This is a genomic window from Pseudomonas sp. BW7P1 (assembly GCF_024981055.1).
Lineage (GTDB): Bacteria > Pseudomonadota > Gammaproteobacteria > Pseudomonadales > Pseudomonadaceae > Aquipseudomonas > Aquipseudomonas bananamidigenes.
The window spans coordinates 3,095,837-3,110,765 of sequence record NZ_CP103374.1 but is presented as its reverse complement, the minus strand read 5'-3'; the positions used below and the strand labels follow the sequence as shown (position 1 = coordinate 3,110,765).

The window sequence follows — 14,929 nt, the reverse complement described above, 5'->3', positions numbered from 1 at the left end:
ACTGTGTTATCGCGTTCGCGGACCTTGCCCGAATGCCTCGTCCACCCGAGCCAGATCCTGCTCGCTCAAGGTGCCCGCGTAGTAATGCAACTTGGTCCAGGCCATGAGGTAGTCATACCGTGCCTGGGCCAGATCGCGGCGGGTGGTAAACAGTTGTTGTTCGGCGTTCAACGCATCCAGATTGGTCCGCTCGCCGCCGAGGATGCTTTGTCGGGTCGAGACCACCAGCGCTTCGGCCGAGGTCAGGGCCTTTTGATACGCGCGCAACTTGTTGACCCCGGACAGGCAGGCACTGAACTGGCGGCGCAATTCGATCAGGGTTTCGCGCGTCTTGCCGTCCAGCTCGTATTCGGCCTGCTCCATGTTGCGGCTGGCCTGACGGGTCGAGGCCGATACGCCGCCACCGGCGTACAGCGGCACGTTGACTTCAAAACCGATGGTGTTGGTTTCGTAGCGCTGGTTGTAGGTGTTGCCGCTTTCCGATTCGTTCTGACGCACCGTGGCGTAGGCACTGACTTTCGGCAGGTGCCCGGCGCGGTTGCGTTCGACTTCGTAGCGGGCCACTTCCACGGCCTGGCGCTGCGAGGCCAGATTCGGGTTGTTGCTGATCGCCAGCTCGTGCCAAGTGTCGTAATTGGCCGGCATCAGGGCGAAGGTCTGGAAGTTCTGATCCAGTGGCGCCAGATCGGCAATGTCCACCGCCGGTACGCCGATCAGTGCGCCCAGCTCACGCAGCGCGGCGTCCTGCTCGTTGCGCGCTTCGATTTCCTCGGCGGTCGCCAGTTCATAGCGCGACTCGGCCTCGAGAATGTCGGTCCGCGTACCTTCACCCTGCTTGAACATGTGCTCATTCTGCTGGAACTGCTGCTCGTAGGCCTTTTTCTTGGCCTGGGCGATGTCGATCTGATCCTGGGCGAACAGGGCCTTGGTGTAGTTGTCCAGGACGCGCACCAGCAATTCCTGACTCTTGCCACGGAAGTTTTCATCGGCGAACAGCGACTGTGCCACGCCCTTGCGATAGGCCGCGTAGGCTTCGTAGTCGAGCAGCGGTTGTTGCAGGGTCAGGTTCGAGCCGTAACTGTTGTAGTTGCGGTTCTCGGAAAAATTGCCGCGATCGGTCAGTTGCGTAACCTTCGACGTGTTGTGCCCCTTGTTGTAGTTGTAACCGAGTTTCGGCAGCAGCCCGGCGCGGCCGATGGCACGGTTTTCCAGACCGGCGTCACGTTCCTTGATCGCGCCGAGAAACACCGGGTCGTTGCGTAATGCCTGTTCGTAGATCTCGAACGGCCCCATGGCCGCCATGGCACTGTTGCCCGCGAGCAGCGCGAACGCTGCCGCCAGCATGGAAAGCTTATTCATACAGCCGAACATCCTTATTCTTCAGTCAATGCGGAGCCGGCCCGGTCGAGCAACGGTTTGAACAGGTAGTTGAGAAGTGAGCGTTCGCCCGTGCGCACGAACATTTCCGCCGGCATGCCCGGCTTGATCACCAGGCCATTGAGCTTCTCCATGGCCTGATCGCTGACACTGCTGCGCAACACGTAATACGGCGCACCGGTTTTCTCATCGACCATCTGGTCGGCGGAAATCAGGCTGACTTCGCCCGCAACACGCGGTGTCTTGCTCTGGTTGAACGCGGTAAAAAGGATGTCCACCGGCAGGTGCGTGCCGACCTTGTCGATCAAATTGATCGGCAGGTGCCCTTCCACTTCCAGGCGAGTGCCTTGCGGAACGATCTCCAGCAGGGTTTCGCCCTGACGCACCACCGCGCCCTCGGTGTGTACGCCGAGATTGACGGCGATGCCGTCCGAGGTCGCAAGGATTTCGCTGTGTTGCAGGTCGAAACCGGCGGAGGTCAGTTGCTCGGACAGCGTGACGCTTTTCAGTTGCGCATCCGCCAGTTGGCTGCGGACTTCTTTCTGGTATTCCTCGCCGTGCTGTTGCAGTTTCAGGCGCGATTCGAGAATGCCCTGCTCCACACGGCCGCTTTCACCGGTGTTCTCTGCCAGCTGTTGCTGCACTTGCGACAGTTGACGCTGATATTCCATCAGCCGGTTGCGCGGGATGTAACCGTTGTCTGCCAGCGGTTGCAGGTTGCTCAATTGCTGCTGCAGGGATTGCGCCTGCGCATTGAGGTCGGTACGGGCGCGGCGCATGCCGGCCAGTTGCGCCGTGGCACCTTCGATACTGGCACGCAAGGCGGCCTGTTCGCGGGAGAAGGCCTCACGCCGGCTGCTGAACAGTTGACGCTGGCCTTCCAGCACCAGCGCCAGACGCGGGTCGGGGCTGTCGCTCAGTTCCGGTGGAAACGTCACCTGCTTGAGATTGTCGCGCTCGGCCTGCCAGCGTGCCACGCTGGCCCAGGCCATACGGTACTGGGCCTGCAGCGATTGCACGTCGGCGGCAACCTGTGTCTGGTCGAGGCGGAACAAGGGCTGGCCCTGCTTCACGATCTCGCCCTCGCGCACCAGGATCCGGCTGACCACGCCGCTGCTCATCGACTGCACGGCCTTGCGCTTGCCGGAAACCACCACCGTGCCTTGCACCGCAATCCCCTGATCCAGCGGCGCCAGGGCTGCCCAGGCAAAGAAACTGCCGGCGCCGGCAATGGCGAGAATCCAGCCCATGCGGGCGAAAAACTTCGCGTCGCGTTCCGGACGTTCGGTGATGTAGGCGTGTTCCATGGTCGCTTCGTTTTCTGTGTTCATGCTCGCGCTGCTCATACACCCGAATTCCTTGTCGAGGGCTGGTACTGCCGGCTCATGCTGAGCCCGCCCGGTGCCTGGGCGGGTTTCTCCGTTTGCTGGGGCTGTTGTGGCGGGTTGCCGGACAGTGCCTTGAGCACGTCATGGCTCGGGCCGAAGGCTTGCAGGCGACCATCGTTGAGCACCAACAGCTTGTCGGCCTGGGCCAGTACCGAAGAACGGTGCGTCACCAGGACCACCGTGGTGCCTTGCGCCTTGAGTTGCACGATGGCGCTGGACAGCGCCGCTTCGCCGACGGTATCGAGGTTGGAGTTCGGCTCATCCAGCACCACCAGGCTTGGCGTACCGTAAATGGCCCGCGCCAGCGCCACACGCTGTTTCTGGCCGCCGGACAGACCGCTGCCGTCCTCGCCCAGTTGGGTGTCGTAACCCTGCGGCATGCGCAGGATCATCTCGTGGACCCCGGCCTGTTGCGCGGCAGCCACGACTTTCTGCGGATCGGTCTCGCTGAAGCGCGCAATGTTTTCGGCGATGGTGCCGCTGAACAGTTCGATATCCTGCGGCAGGTAGCCGATGTACGGACCGAGTTGATCGCGGTTCCAGCGGTGGATGTCGGCACCGTCCAGGCGCACCGTACCGCCCAGGGTCGGCCACACACCGACCAGCACCCGCGCCAGGGTCGATTTGCCGGAACCGGAGGCACCGAGCACGCCCAACACTTCACCGGCCGCCAGATTGAAGTTGATCATGTGCAAGGTTGCCGCACGTTGCCCGGGCGGGCCGGCGCTGACTTGTTCGAAGGCAATCTGGCCTTTCGGCGCCGGCAGCGCCATGGCGTCGTCGCTCGGCGGGAACGCCTGCAACAGGGCATCGAGACGGCGATAAGCCAGCTTCGCCCCGCTCCACTGTTTCCACACGGCAATCAACTGGTCGATCGGGCTCAACACCCGGCCCATCAGGATCGAACCGGCGATCATCATGCCGGCGGTCATGTCGCCCTTGATCACCAGCAAGGCACCCAGTCCCAGCACCAGCGATTGCAGGCACAGACGCAGGGTCTTGCTCAGGGAGCTGATAACCGCGCCCGTGTCACTGGCCTGGTTCTGCAAGCCGAGGAAACGCGAATGCACCTGAAACCAGCGCTTGCGCAGCGAGCCGAGCATCCCCATCGCCTGGATGGTTTCGGCGTTGTGCAGGTGGCTGGTGGCCAACTGGCTGGACTTCTGCGAGAAACCGGCGGCTTCGCCCAGCGGAGTCTTGGTCATGTATTCATTGAGGCACGCCAGCGCGATCAACAGCACCGCACCGGCAGTGGCGAGCACGCCGAGCCAGACGTTGAACAGATAAATGACAAACAGATAGACCGGGAACCATGGCGCATCGAAAAACGCGAACAGCGCAGGCCCGGTGACAAACTGGCGAATGTGGGTCAGGTCGCCCAGAGACTGGCCGGCATTACCCTCGCCCTTGAACAGGTTGCGCTCGAACGCCGCCTGGTAGACCCGAAGGTTGAAACGACGCTCCAGCTGGCTGCCGATGCGGATCACAATGAAGCTGCGCACCACTTCCAGCAGACCGATGAACGCGAAGAAACCGACGACCATCAGCGACAACATCGCCAGGGTGGTTTCGTTTTGCGAAGACAGCACTCGGTCATAGACTTGAAGCATATAGATGGAGGGCACCAGCATCAGCACGTTAATCAGTGCGGTAAAACATCCGACGCTGATCAGAATGCCTTTATAGTCCCCCAATGCCTTGAATAAGGGAGCGGTGGCCGAGGCCTTCGCCATCTTCATTGTTTATTCCTGAAATGATATTTCCCGCCATACTTGGCGAGTCTTCAATTAATGAGCCCGCGCTCGTGGCGGGACATACACCAACAGTATCCGCTTACACTTCAATAACAACTTCCGCCACAAAACCGGAATCCTTGATTATTAAAGCCCCGCTTATAACTGTAACGGACTGCCTTATATTTAAACTGTGTATCGTTCCTGGCCATCACGGCTGTTTCGCCGCCCGTTCCAGGGTAATCACCAGGCCCGACTTCAAAGTACTCAGATAAAGCCCATCACGTTGTCGGCTGAAAAACTGGATTCTTGAGCCCTCCTTGCCGGTGATCGAGAGCCCGTCCGGATCCGGAAACCAGCCGGTGGCGGTCTCCTGCAACCACGCACTCAGGCAATCGGCACCCTTGCCCAGGACTTGATTGGCCTCAAGGTCGACCACACAGGTGTTCGACGGTTTGTCCTGCATCGCTTGTGATTCGGGGCTGTCGCCGCGGGCGCTCAAGGTCGCCTGCCACGGCCCGGCAAATACCGATGGATCTTCGAGTCTCAGGCTGCTTGCCATGGTTGTTTCTCCATACATCATCAGCATCGGCAACAGGTACGCCGCCGCTTTGCGGGTAAAAGCGAATTGGATCATAGGAAATTTCACTCCGGCGTGTAGCCTTGCTTACCGGCCAGGGCGATGCAAGTGAAAGAAAGCGGCGCATGACACGCCGCTTTCCCGTTACATCACGCCACGATGTCGCTGTACGCCGCCTGGCCAACGGTGCTGACCTGGAAGTCCGCCACGCCATGCCCGGAGAAGTCCACCGACAGCAGGCTGTTGCCGCCCGAGGTGGTCAGGATCGCGTCGCCCGCCGCACCGGTGAAGGCGCTGACGAAATGCAGGCCTGCGCCTTTGGTGATGCCGGTCAGGTCGATTTTGTCCAGACCGCTGACGAAATCGAGGATCTGATCGATTGCACCCGGCTTGGAATCGGAGCTGGCGGCGAACACGAAAGTGTCCGAGCCCGAACCGCCCCACAGTTTGTCGGCGCCGCCGGCCCCGTAGATGATGTCGTTGCCGGCACCACCCTTGAGTTCGTTGGCTGCGCTGTTACCGATGATCAGGTCGTTGCCCGAACCGCCGATGGCGTTCTCGATGGTGACGCCCTTGGCGATGGACACGTTGCCCACCAGGCCGCCCACGTCGGAGAACGAGGCTTCATTGAGGTTGATCTTCTGGTTCTGGGTGAAACCCGAGAAGTCGAAGGTATCCTTGCCACCGGCATCCCACACCGAGAACACCAGCTTGTCCGCCGACGAAGTCGCGCTGAGGAAGTCGCGACCGGCGTTGGAGTTGAAGCCGTAGGTGGTGTCACCGGTACGGGTGGACATGTTGGCGCCGTAGAGCTTCTGGATGGCGGCGATGTCATCCATCAGCGGGCCCGAAGCGTAGGCCTCGACACCGCCCTTGCTGAAGTTCTGGCTGGTGTTGCTTTCACTCCAGTAACTCATGAGGCTGTAACCGCGGGTGTCTTGCCCGTAGGTCGCGTCATTGTAGGTCGGGTTGCCATTGCCGGCGTTGTAGTCGCCAGGGTGAGACAGGCCCAGGGTGTGGCCGATTTCGTGGGTCAGTGTCTGACGCCCGTAGTTGTTCACGCCCGGGGTTTTGTTGACATCGTATCCACTGCCGGTCAGGTACCAGGACTGACCGTCATAGCCTGGTTCGGTACCTGGCAGGAACGCGAATGCCGCTGCGCCTTCCTGACCGCCGCTGTAGTTACCGAAGGTCATGTGGCCGTCGCCACCTCTGGCGGCTTCGGTAAAGGTCACGTTGGCGACATCGGCCCAGGATTGCATGGCGAGCACCGCCTGGGCTTTTTGCAGGGAACTGAACTGACTGAAACCGGTGACGCCCAGTCCACCGAAGTTGGCGGTCTTGGAGGTCAAGAAGGTGTAGGTCAGTTCGATCTTGCCGCTACCGTCGAGATCGTGCCAGGAGGCACCGTCCCGCAGCAGCTGAGTGGCGGCTTGATCCACCGTGAAGGAGGGTTTGCCATTGACCGTGAGGTTGCCGCCACGATCGTACTGATGGCTGAAGCTATTGATTTGGTTGTACGCCGAGCTGGTCGCAGCCAGAGGTTGTGGCGCCGCGTTCAGCTGGAAAAGCTGTTCGGCGGTATCAATAGCATTAGCTTTTACTTTCGACATAAACACACTTCCTTGTTTAGCAATGGAACAGTTTTTGTCCGATAGCGACAACCTCTGGCGAGATTGTCCTATCACTCGCCCAATGAAGGCGTAAGAAACCTGACACAATTTGAAATCTGTCGTCTAGCGTTTTTTCGAGATCAAATTGAACTATTCCGGGAAAGCCCCGTAAACAAAGCGCATGCCGCCGAAAGAATGTTGCAAGTTTGGTGAGTTTGCCTAATTGTCTGACGATTTCTTATTTAAATATTAAATATCGGTAAGTTTCTTTTTGCTGCACGCGTCTCACTTTGCTGCACTTTATTAGTGCAACGCCATTGAAGTGACATCAGTCAGATAAACACTTTTATTATGAGAGCGAAGAAACTCGCCCTCATAATTGCAATTCCTGAAACTTCAGCTACCGGTGCGGATCTTGTTCCACACCCGCGTCCGGATCCGGTCGATATTCAGGGGCATCGCCTCAAGCGCAAACAGCTTGCCCATCATGTCCGGGCTCGGATAAACCTTGGTGTCATTCTTGATGGCCGGGTCGATCAGAGCGTCGGCCTGCTCATTGCCGTTGGCGTAATGCACGTAGTTGCTGATACCGGCCATGACCTCCGGCTGCAGCAGGTAGTTCATGAAGGCGTAGCCGGCCTTGGCGTCCGGAGCATCGGCGGGCATGGCGACCATGTCGAACCAGATCGCAGCCCCTTCCCTGGGAATCGCGTAGCCGATATCGACGCCGTTCTTCGCCTCTCTGGCGCGGTTTTCCGCCTGCAGGATATCGCCGGAGAAGCCGACCGCTACGCAGATGTCACCATTGGCCAGGTCGCTGGTGTACTTCGACGAGTGGAAGTAGCTGACATAGGGCCGCACTTTCATCAGCAGCGCTTCGGCCTTTTTGTAGTCCTCGGGATTTTTACTGTGATGCGGCAGCCCGAGGTAGTTGAGCGCTGCGGGAAGCAGCTCCGGGCCGTTGTCGAGGATCGCCACGCCGCACTTCTGCAGTTTCTGCATGTTTTCGGGCTTGAAGATCAGGTCCCAGGAATCCACCGGCGCGTTATCGCCCAGCACCGCCTTGACCTTGGCGACGTTGTAGCCGATGCCGGTGCTGCCCCACAGGTAAGGAAAGCCGTGTTCGTTGCCCGGGTCGTTGGTCTGCAAGGCCTTGAGCAACACCGGATTGAGGTTTTTCCAGTTCGGCAACTGGCTCTTGTCCAGCTTCATCAGCGCCCCGCCCTGAATCTGCCGGGCCATGAAGTGGTTGGACGGAAACACCACGTCGTAACCGGATTTGCCGGTCATCAGTTTACCGTCGAGGGTCTCGTTGCTGTCGTAGACGTCATAGGTCACGCCGACGCCGGTGGCTTTTTCAAAATTCTTCGCGGTGTCCGGCGCGATGTAGTCGGACCAGTTGTAGACCTTGACCGTGTCTGCGGCGTGGGCAAGGGAAACCGCGAGCATCATGGGTGCAAGAGCGAGTGTCTTTCGGAGCATGGATCGATTCCTGTATTGGCTATTGTTGTTGGCAGGCAATCAAAAGGATCAAGCAATCAGAAAATCAGGACGTAGGTCTTGCGCACGGTCTCCTGGATGTCCCAGATGCCGAGCGTATTGGCCGGCAACATCAGCGCGTCGCCACCTTGTATGTGCAGGGTCTCGCCGCCGTCGTCCGGGGTGAACGTGCAGCGCCCGGAAATGAAGTGGCAGAACTCCTGGGCGGTGATCTGCCGCCGCCAGCGACCGGGCGTGCATTCCCAGACGCCGGTTTCGACGCCGTCATCGCGTTCGACGCTGGTGGTCGAAGCGATGGCGACCGGAGTGCCGATCGGCACGGCGACCGGATTGGAGTCCTCCAGCTGCAACGCGGGAGTGTTCTTGAATTGGGTGATGCTCATGGCGTTACCTCATCAGGAGTAAAACAACGTTCAGTGCATGAAACCTTCCATGAACCCGGCCACCCGACTGGCAAGCCTGCGCCGCCAGGGCGCGGTCGCCGGGTTGGCCAGGGTCTGGTCTTCGTGGACAAAGCTTTTGATGATCGCGTTGTAGCCGAGCCAGCGGCACGGCTCCGGCTCCCATGCCCGCAGTGCATGGATCCCGCCGCCCGGCAGCACCCAGGGCTGGCGCACCAGTTCGGTATCGCGCTCGAGAATCAGATCGGCCAGGGTGCGCCCGCCCAGGTTGGACGCGCCGACACCTTCCCCGCCGTAACCGCCGGACAATGCGATGCCATTGGCCCGATCGCAGAGCATGTGCGGCCTGAAGTGCCGGGACATACCGAGGTTGCCACCCCAGGCGTGAGTGATCGTGGTGTTTTTCAGCTGCGGGAACAGTTCACCGAACAGGTAGCGGCGCAGTTCCACCTCATCCCGGGTCAGGTCGAAGTCATGGCGCAACCGACCGGCGAACTGATAGCCGCCACGAGCGCCGAAAATCAGCCGATTATCGGCACTGCGCTGACCGTAAGTGACCTGGCGGCTGAACTCACTGAAGGCCTGCCCGCGATCAAGACCGATTTCGTTCCAGATCGCCGCCGACAACGGCTCAGTGGCGACGATCAGGCTCTGTACCGGCAATTGATAACGGCCCAGCGGTGGCAGCGTGACTGAATAGCCTTCGATGGCCGGGACGATCCAGCGACTGCGCACGCTGGCCTTTTCGGTGCGCAGACTGCCCGCCTGCCAGTGGGTTACGGGACTGTTTTCGTAGATCTTCACGCCCATGCTCTGAACGGTGCGGGCCAGACCGCGCACCAGTTTTGCCGGCTGCAGGGTTGCGACATGCGGTGCGTAGATTGCGCCATAGGGCTTGGCAACGCGGATCTGTTGCGCCAGTTGCTCGCGACTGAGCCAGCGATAGTCATCGTCGGTCAGGCCCTGGTCATGCAATTTTTTCAGATAGGCACGCAGACTGGCTTCCTGCTCGGGATAGCGGGCCGCACAGTACAACACCCCGCCCTTGCGATAATCGCAGTCGATGCCTTCGCGTTCGAGGACGATCTCTACTTCATCGGGAATACTGTGCAGCAAATCGTATGAGGCCCGACGCTGCTCGGGCGACAGTCCCGCCAGCAAGCGATCTTCGCCGAGCAGATTGCCCATCAGCCAGCCACCGTTGCGACCGGATGCCCCAAAACCGGCGGTTTGCGCCTCGACGAGGGCGATGTCCAGCCCCGGCGCCAGCTTCTTCAGGTAGTACGCCGTCCACAACCCGGTATAACCGGCGCCGATAATCGCCACGTCGACGTCCAGGTCTTGCTCCAGCGCCGGGCGCGCAGTGAGCGGCTCGTCGAGTTGGTCCATCCACAAACTGATAGTGCGCCACGCCGGCATGCAAGACTCCGCCAATCCAGATTTCGATGGCGTCGATCCTAGTGGTTGATCTCAGGGGATGTCTTGCGCGCGTGCCCGCAAAGAAATTTGTTTGACGTAGGCTTTGGGCGACTGGCCGGTGTGCTGACGAAAACAACTGTAGAACGCCGAAAGCGAGTTGAATCCGGCGGCGAACGCCAGTTCATCGATGCGCAGCGGCGGCATGGCGCCGTCCAGTGATTGCAGCAAATGTTGCAGCCGGGCCTGGTTGACGTAGCGGTAGAAGCTCTGCCCCAGCACCTGATTCAGCAGATAGGAAATCTGGTTGCGGCTGTACCCGCACTCCTTCGCCACCCGCTGCAGGTCCAGTTCGGGATCGAGGTACGGCTGCTGACGCTGAAAATACTGCTGCAGATCGTCGGCCATGAAGCTCAGCTGACGCGGTGACAGCCCCAGCCGGCTTGCCGCCGGGCGCTGGTTTGTCATCGGGGCACCGGCACTGTGTTCGCGTACCAGCGAGGCATATTCGTTGACGCGCCAGATTTTGGCGTCCCTGACCGTGATCGCTTCACTGGAACGAAACGACACCAGGCCGTTACCGCCACGCAGCGTCACTTCGTACTGGATGAACGCAGTGTTGCCATCAATGCGAATACGGTCGCAATGCTCCAGCGCTTCGTCGGATTCCCGAGGCATGCTGACACGAACGTACTCGCGCAATTCATCGAGGCCGAGCACGCGATTCTGGAAAAAATCGTTGTACTGGATGTCCGGATGATACAGCGCCATGACGCCGTCCAGATCCCGGTGTTTCCAGCACAGGTGATAGCGCATGACGGTATCAGCCGTGGCCCGGGTCTGTTCCGGACCGTCATCGTCGGCGTGCATAAAAGGCTCTTGAAGAAAAGAACCGAGCTTGCCCAACTTCCCGAACGACATCAACACGCCAGGAATAATGGCACTTTGGCGATAGTTTGATCGACTGTGACTTACATCAAAAAAATCCCTGCAATCGCCAAACGGCCTGAAAAAACTCACAGGCTTTTCACATCCAGATGCTACTTTTAAGAACAGTCTCCGGTTGAGCCAATGAGGGCTCTTCCCACCTACCATGAGCAAACGGAAGCGCTCGATGAAGAAGGCGGGCAACACATGAACAATGGATCCAGCAAAGTCACATTCCCAAATGCCTGCCAGCTGATGCGCTGGCATTTTCACCCCATGGGCTTCGAAGCCACGATGGATGCGCCGGGCAGCATGATTGCCCGCCTGTTCGATCGGGCCAGTGGTGAAACCATGATCGCCATCGCCGGCATACCCTGTGCCACGGTGATGAACGCGGCCGATGTCGAGCGAATAATCGAAGCGGTCGAGGATGAACTGGAGGCTTTCATTCCTTCGGAATCCTTGAAGAGTTACGCCTAACTCATTGATCTAAAACAAAAAGCCCGCAATTTCGCGGGCTTCTTTTTGTTCAAATCAAGCGGTTTTCTGTTCCGGCCGATGATCGGAAAAGAACGGCTTGCCCCTGGCGACCCGGTCCGAGGCACGCGGCATGTTCACCGCCTGAGCATCCTGCGGCTCGACATACCAATAGCAATGACTCACCGCACGGGTGATACCGACATAGGCCAGACGCAGGACTTCATCCTTTTGCGCGCTGTCGTAAGGCTCGTTGTCACCCGCCTTGCCCAAACCGGCCATGCGATAGACCTGATTCTTGTAGGGCGAACTGGTGAGATGCTGGCAATCACCCAGCAGGAACACCGCGTCGGCCTGCAAGCCTTTGGCGCTGTGATAGGTCAGTTGTTTCAGGCGTCGGGATTCATACGGCAATCTCGAATCAACATTAACTACGGACTGAATATGCTGCTCTATCAACGACTTATCGCTACTTTTTCGATAGAGCATCAAGATTGAATCACCCTTTGCATAGTGCTCTGACAGTCGCAGGCCAAGGGCCTGATCGTCGCGTTCCAGCACATTGACCGGTTGCAACGGCTTCTCCTCTCCAGCGGCTTTGGCTTTTTTGCCGGGAATCGCCGGTGCAGCGCGAACGATGTGTTCGGCCGCGTCAATGATGTGCTGATGGCTGCGATAGTTGTCGCTGAGCATCACTCGCGTCGTGCCGGGCGAGGAAAACGTCTTGTTGAACTCCATGAAGTAACTTGGCGAACTGCCGCGCCAGCCATAGATCGACTGCCAGTCATCCCCCACGCACAGCAAAGAAGAACGTTGCGCCCCACGCCCGACGTGCATGGCCGGGCCACGACTGCGAATTTCTGCGAGGCTGGCGCGGATCCACGAAACGATCTGCGGTGAAACGTCCTGAAACTCGTCGATCATCAGATGCGACAAAGGACGCAACAGCTCATCGCTCAGCAGCTTGAGGTTTTCCGGCGAATGCTCGCTGAACAACGCGAACATCCGGTTGTAGGTCATGATCGGCGGCTTTTGATCGAGCAGATGGTCTTCCAGCGCACGCCAGAACAGACTCAAGGCCTCGAAGAAAAACCGGTCGGGGTCGTCCTTGGCGAAACTCATGCGACCAACGGCGTCCGGCACATCCAGGCCTAGGTTCTCGATAAAGCCTGCGGCGGCGACAAAACAGTCAAGCAAAGGTGCAGACGCAAGCTCACCCTTGACCTTGTAATCGAACCCCGGCCCCGCACTCGCATCTCCAGCCAGAGAAGCCAGAACCTGCCGAGAAGCCTCGTAACCATCCAGCCAAATCAAAGGTTTATGACAGAAAGCTTGAAACAGGGTGCGCTTGACCGCCCATTCCGCCCGAACCGTGAGTTTGGCATTTGGACGACAAACCTGAGGGTTTTCCCGAGGATCGAAACCCAGAATGACCCAGGCATCGAGACTCGGAATATAGCCGTGACAGTGGAATGTGCAGCCGTTGATCTCAAAGGTCTGGCGATTCGGCTCGACCCCCTGGATCGGCCAGGCCCCCGCGCGAAACCACAGGTCTTCGATCACATCGCACAGCTCTTCGTCGCGCCTGGCAGCCAGTTCGGTCACCGCCACCCGCTTCTGTACATCCGGGTGGTCGCGTTCCAGCTCCTTGAGTTGCAGGGCATGCCGGGACAAAGGCTGAATCAGCTGGCGAAAACGCTCGTTGTCGGTGTAGAGACGGTGATAACAGGCATTGAGCTGCTGGCGCTGAGCGTCGTTGATCCGCAGATCGAACGGATTACTGTCGACATCATCCTCGGCACCTTGCGGCCGATGGCTCAGATTTTCAAAGGCCTGCAAGCGCTCGAACCCCGGCAGGCTGCGCACCATCGGCAGAATTCGCGAGTGGAAGGTGCGCACCAGATCCCGGGCGGTTTTCTGGCTGATGACCCGACCCCACAGCGCAAACAGTTCGATCAGCTTATTGATGAAGTCCTTGCGTGATTCCCGGGTGAAGGTCACCACGGTCATCGAGTCCAGCTCAAAGCCCAGATAGTGCGTCAGCAGCAAAATGCGCAACACCAGCGTGGTGGATTTGCCTGCTCCGGCGCCAGCGACGACCGAGGTTGAAGGCGTGTCGCTGAAAATCATTTTCCATTGCGCCGCACTCGGCTGGGCGTGCGTCGGCAATAAACGCGCGACGTCCGCCTTCATGCGCTTCTTCAGTTCAGCGGTGAGCGGCAGGCGCCAGTCATCGAACAAGTGGTCGTCAATGGCCGGCGCGGGATGCTCGGTGCTGCGGCTGTCGCGGATCAACAACACCTGACGCCCCTCTTCCAGCCCATCAGCCTTGCCTTCCTTGTAACCGTATTCGACACCGGCCGTATGACCGCTGCGAAAGCCATCGGCCTGACCATGCAGCCACGACGCCCGGTGCTGTGCACGCAACTGCGTCAGGCCATGACCCAGGAAACGCGCCGCCAGTCGCTTGAGCCAAGACATCTCGGCCAGGGGACGAAGTTCGGGAGGAAGATCGGGGGTGTGTTGCGCCACGCTGACGGACTCCAGAGTGTGAGGCTGTTGAGGGGCTATGGTGTCTGCATTTGCCTTGGAGTTCTAGCGAAATGCTTACAGGTCATTGGCTTAGGCGATGAACTGAAGGCTGGATGAGAGCGATTCGAGGTTTTAAACATCTAACCATTCGATTGGAATACCGCAATTTTTACGCTTTTTATCGATCATTTCCTGATAGATGATGACCGCCATCAATCACGGGTGTCGCTTCAAGGCCAAGGCCGGAACGCCCATGACGAACCTGATGAGGAGAAGACCATGCTTGAACTCAGACCCTTCAGCTCGCTGGGCGGCGCCCATCACGGCTGGCTGGATGCCCATCACCATTTTTCCTTCGCCGAGTACTACGATTCGCAGCGCATGAGCTGGGGCAATCTGCGGGTGTGGAACGATGACATCATCGCCCCCGGAACCGGATTCCCGACCCACCCGCACCGGGACATGGAAATCATTACTTACGTGCGTGAGGGTGCGATTACCCACCAGGACAACCTGGGCAACAAGGGCCGCACCGAAGCCGGCGACGTTCAGGTAATGAGCGCCGGCACCGGGATCGCCCATAGCGAATACAATCTGGAAGCCACCCCTACCAAAATCTTCCAGATCTGGATTCTGCCGACCGAAACCGGCGCACCGCCCTCCTGGGGCGCCAAACCGTTCCCCAAGGGGGATCGCGAAGGCTTCGTGACGCTCGCCAGCGGCAAGGACGGAGACGACGAAAGTCTGCGGATTCGCGCCAACGCCCGTCTGGTAGCCGCCACGATCAAGGCTGGTGAAACCGCCGAGTATCGACTCGATGCCGGGCGTCGCGCCTACCTCGTGCCGGCAACCGGTGCGATAGAAGTCAACGGCTTGCGTGCGCAAGCCCGGGACGGTGTTGCGGTGAGCCACGAATCGGTATTGAGCGTGACAGCGCTCGAGGACAGTGAAATCGTGCTGGTGGATCTGGCCTGATCGGCTGAAT

The 14,929-nt window shown here is 59.3% G+C and carries 12 protein-coding genes; 2 read left to right on the top strand and 10 right to left on the bottom strand.

The genetic code is table 11. From position 1 onward, the window contains the following. Positions 1–6 precede the first annotated feature (6 nt). The 9 genes from NWV16_RS13875 to NWV16_RS13835 all read right to left on the bottom strand — a co-directional run bounded on the left by NWV16_RS13875 (position 7) and on the right by NWV16_RS13835 (position 10,878). Positions 7–1,371 (bottom strand): TolC family outer membrane protein, encoded by a 1,365-nt coding sequence (locus NWV16_RS13875; protein WP_065257876.1) that lies wholly within the window; start codon positions 1,369–1,371, stop codon positions 7–9. 2 nt (positions 1,372–1,373) lie between these two features. Further along, positions 1,374–2,723 (bottom strand): HlyD family type I secretion periplasmic adaptor subunit, encoded by a 1,350-nt coding sequence (locus NWV16_RS13870; protein ID WP_260519492.1) that lies wholly within the window; start codon positions 2,721–2,723, stop codon positions 1,374–1,376. Further along, positions 2,720–4,504, bottom strand: a complete 1,785-nt coding sequence (locus tag NWV16_RS13865; RefSeq protein ID WP_260519491.1) for a type I secretion system permease/ATPase — start codon at positions 4,502–4,504, stop codon at positions 2,720–2,722. Before NWV16_RS13865 ends, NWV16_RS13870 begins: the two co-directional genes overlap by 4 nt. 205 nt (positions 4,505–4,709) lie before the next feature. Beyond that, positions 4,710–5,135, bottom strand: a complete 426-nt coding sequence (locus tag NWV16_RS13860; protein ID WP_176704414.1) for an AprI/Inh family metalloprotease inhibitor — start codon at positions 5,133–5,135, stop codon at positions 4,710–4,712. Positions 5,136–5,227: 92 nt separating this feature from the next. Further along, positions 5,228–6,691, bottom strand: a complete 1,464-nt coding sequence (locus tag NWV16_RS13855; RefSeq protein ID WP_260519490.1) for a serralysin family metalloprotease — start codon at positions 6,689–6,691, stop codon at positions 5,228–5,230. A gap of 396 nt (positions 6,692–7,087) precedes the next feature. Then, positions 7,088–8,173 carry a polyamine ABC transporter substrate-binding protein gene (locus tag NWV16_RS13850; protein ID WP_260519489.1) on the bottom strand — a complete coding sequence of 362 codons (1,086 nt, stop codon included), beginning with the start codon at positions 8,171–8,173 and terminating at the stop codon, positions 7,088–7,090. 56 nt (positions 8,174–8,229) lie between these two features. Further along, positions 8,230–8,574 (bottom strand): cupin domain-containing protein, encoded by a 345-nt coding sequence (locus NWV16_RS13845; RefSeq protein WP_260519488.1) that lies wholly within the window; start codon positions 8,572–8,574, stop codon positions 8,230–8,232. A 30-nt stretch (positions 8,575–8,604) separates the two neighbouring features. Then, the gene (locus NWV16_RS13840; protein ID WP_260519487.1) at positions 8,605–10,011 is read right to left on the bottom strand and encodes an FAD-binding oxidoreductase; all 1,407 of its coding nucleotides are present in this window, start codon (positions 10,009–10,011) and stop codon (positions 8,605–8,607) included. A 51-nt stretch (positions 10,012–10,062) separates the two neighbouring features. Further along, positions 10,063–10,878 (bottom strand): helix-turn-helix transcriptional regulator, encoded by an 816-nt coding sequence (locus tag NWV16_RS13835; protein ID WP_065257883.1) that lies wholly within the window; start codon positions 10,876–10,878, stop codon positions 10,063–10,065. 264 nt (positions 10,879–11,142) lie between these two features. Between NWV16_RS13835 and NWV16_RS13830 the strand changes: the two genes are divergently transcribed. After that, on the top strand, positions 11,143–11,415 hold the full coding sequence (locus tag NWV16_RS13830; RefSeq protein ID WP_260519486.1) for a DUF1652 domain-containing protein: 273 nt from the start codon (positions 11,143–11,145) through the stop codon (positions 11,413–11,415). 54 nt (positions 11,416–11,469) lie between these two features. Here NWV16_RS13830 and NWV16_RS13825 read toward each other — a convergent pair whose 3' ends face one another. Next, positions 11,470–13,944, bottom strand: a complete 2,475-nt coding sequence (locus tag NWV16_RS13825) for a UvrD-helicase domain-containing protein (protein ID WP_260519485.1) — start codon at positions 13,942–13,944, stop codon at positions 11,470–11,472. Between the two features lie 279 nt (positions 13,945–14,223). Between NWV16_RS13825 and NWV16_RS13820 the strand changes: the two genes are divergently transcribed. Next, on the top strand, positions 14,224–14,919 hold the full coding sequence (locus tag NWV16_RS13820; protein WP_260519484.1) for a pirin family protein: 696 nt from the start codon (positions 14,224–14,226) through the stop codon (positions 14,917–14,919). Positions 14,920–14,929: the final 10 nt, after the last annotated feature.

Excerpts from the sequence above, each read along its gene's own strand:
- NWV16_RS13875 (WP_065257876.1), bottom strand. The coding sequence starts at position 1,371 with ATGTTCGGCTGTATGAATAAGCTTTCCATGCTGGCGGCAGCGTTCGCG.
- NWV16_RS13870 (WP_260519492.1), bottom strand. The coding sequence starts at position 2,723 with ATGAGCAGCGCGAGCATGAACACAGAAAACGAAGCGACCATGGAACAC.
- NWV16_RS13865 (WP_260519491.1), bottom strand. The coding sequence starts at position 4,504 with ATGAAGATGGCGAAGGCCTCGGCCACCGCTCCCTTATTCAAGGCATTG.
- NWV16_RS13860 (WP_176704414.1), bottom strand. The coding sequence starts at position 5,135 with ATGATCCAATTCGCTTTTACCCGCAAAGCGGCGGCGTACCTGTTGCCG.
- NWV16_RS13855 (WP_260519490.1), bottom strand. The coding sequence starts at position 6,691 with ATGTCGAAAGTAAAAGCTAATGCTATTGATACCGCCGAACAGCTTTTC.
- NWV16_RS13850 (WP_260519489.1), bottom strand. The coding sequence starts at position 8,173 with ATGCTCCGAAAGACACTCGCTCTTGCACCCATGATGCTCGCGGTTTCC.
- NWV16_RS13845 (WP_260519488.1), bottom strand. The coding sequence starts at position 8,574 with ATGAGCATCACCCAATTCAAGAACACTCCCGCGTTGCAGCTGGAGGAC.
- NWV16_RS13840 (WP_260519487.1), bottom strand. The coding sequence starts at position 10,011 with ATGCCGGCGTGGCGCACTATCAGTTTGTGGATGGACCAACTCGACGAG.
- NWV16_RS13835 (WP_065257883.1), bottom strand. The coding sequence starts at position 10,878 with ATGCACGCCGACGATGACGGTCCGGAACAGACCCGGGCCACGGCTGAT.
- NWV16_RS13830 (WP_260519486.1), top strand. The coding sequence starts at position 11,143 with ATGAACAATGGATCCAGCAAAGTCACATTCCCAAATGCCTGCCAGCTG.
- NWV16_RS13820 (WP_260519484.1), top strand. The coding sequence starts at position 14,224 with ATGCTTGAACTCAGACCCTTCAGCTCGCTGGGCGGCGCCCATCACGGC.